Origin of the sequence: Halomonas sp. DP4Y7-1 (assembly GCF_019800705.1) — a bacterium.
Classification (GTDB): domain Bacteria; phylum Pseudomonadota; class Gammaproteobacteria; order Pseudomonadales; family Halomonadaceae; genus Halomonas; species Halomonas litopenaei_A.
Genome location: NZ_JAHVKS010000020.1, coordinates 1 through 1,662 on the forward strand (window position 1 = coordinate 1; position 1,662 = coordinate 1,662).

Consider the following 1,662-nt stretch of genomic DNA (forward strand, 5'->3'; position numbering starts at 1 on the left):
TTGCTTGATCAGGTAATTCATTGTGAGCACTTACCGACAGTCAGCGACGTGTCGATTAAGGAGGTGATCCAGCCGCAGGTTCCCCTACGGCTACCTTGTTACGACTTCACCCCAGTCATGAACCACACCGTGGTGATCGCCCTCCGAAGTTAGGCTAACCACTTCTGGTGCAGTCCACTCCCATGGTGTGACGGGCGGTGTGTACAAGGCCCGGGAACGTATTCACCGTGACATTCTGATTCACGATTACTAGCGATTCCGACTTCACGGAGTCGAGTTGCAGACTCCGATCCGGACTGAGACCGGCTTTATGGGATTAGCTCCACCTCGCGGATTCGCAACCCATTGTACCGGCCATTGTAGCACGTGTGTAGCCCTACCCGTAAGGGCCATGATGACTTGACGTCGTCCCCACCTTCCTCCGGTTTGTCACCGGCAGTCTCCCTAGAGTTCCCGACCGAATCGCTGGCAAATAGGGACAAGGGTTGCGCTCGTTACGGGACTTAACCCAACATTTCACAACACGAGCTGACGACAGCCATGCAGCACCTGTCTGAGAGCTCCCGAAGGCACCAATCCATCTCTGGAAAGTTCTCTCGATGTCAAGGGTAGGTAAGGTTCTTCGCGTTGCATCGAATTAAACCACATGCTCCACCGCTTGTGCGGGCCCCCGTCAATTCATTTGAGTTTTAACCTTGCGGCCGTACTCCCCAGGCGGTCGACTTATCGCGTTAACTGCGCCACAAAGCTCTCAAGGAGCCCAACGGCTAGTCGACATCGTTTACGGCGTGGACTACCAGGGTATCTAATCCTGTTTGCTACCCACGCTTTCGCACCTCAGCGTCAGTGTCAGTCCAGAAGGCCGCCTTCGCCACTGGTATTCCTCCCGATCTCTACGCATTTCACCGCTACACCGGGAATTCTACCTTCCTCTCCTGCACTCTAGCCTGACAGTTCCGGATGCCGTTCCCAGGTTGAGCCCGGGGCTTTCACAACCGGCTTATCAAGCCGCCTACGCGCGCTTTACGCCCAGTAATTCCGATTAACGCTCGCACCCTCCGTATTACCGCGGCTGCTGGCACGGAGTTAGCCGGTGCTTCTTCTGTGAGTGATGTCCTTCCTCGAGGGTATTAACCTCAAGGCCTTCTTCCTCACTGAAAGTGCTTTACAACCCGAAGGCCTTCTTCACACACGCGGCATGGCTGGATCAGGCTTTCGCCCATTGTCCAATATTCCCCACTGCTGCCTCCCGTAGGAGTTCGGGCCGTGTCTCAGTCCCGATGTGGCTGATCATCCTCTCAGACCAGCTACGGATCGCAGCCTTGGTGAGCCATTACCTCACCAACTAGCTAATCCGACATAGGCTCATCCGATAGCGCAAGGTCCGAAGATCCCCTGCTTTCTCCCGTAGGACGTATGCGGTATTAGCCTGGGTTTCCCCAGGTTATCCCCCACTACCGGGCAGATTCCTATGCATTACTCACCCGTCCGCCGCTCGACGCCTCCTAGCAAGCTAGGATCGTTTCCGCTCGACTTGCATGTGTTAGGCCTGCCGCCAGCGTTCAATCTGAGCCATGATCAAACTCTTCAGTTTAAAGTCTGATAGTCCGTTAAGCGGACCAAACTTGGCTCAAGGTTCAAACGTCTCGTTTGACGAGTCGC

At 55.2% G+C, this 1,662-nt stretch carries 1 rRNA gene; it reads right to left on the reverse strand.

The features are described 5' to 3' along the window. Nucleotides 1-56: 56 nt before the first annotated feature. Nucleotides 57-1,594, reverse strand: a 16S ribosomal RNA gene (locus tag KUV72_RS19620). Nucleotides 1,595-1,662: the final 68 nt, after the last annotated feature.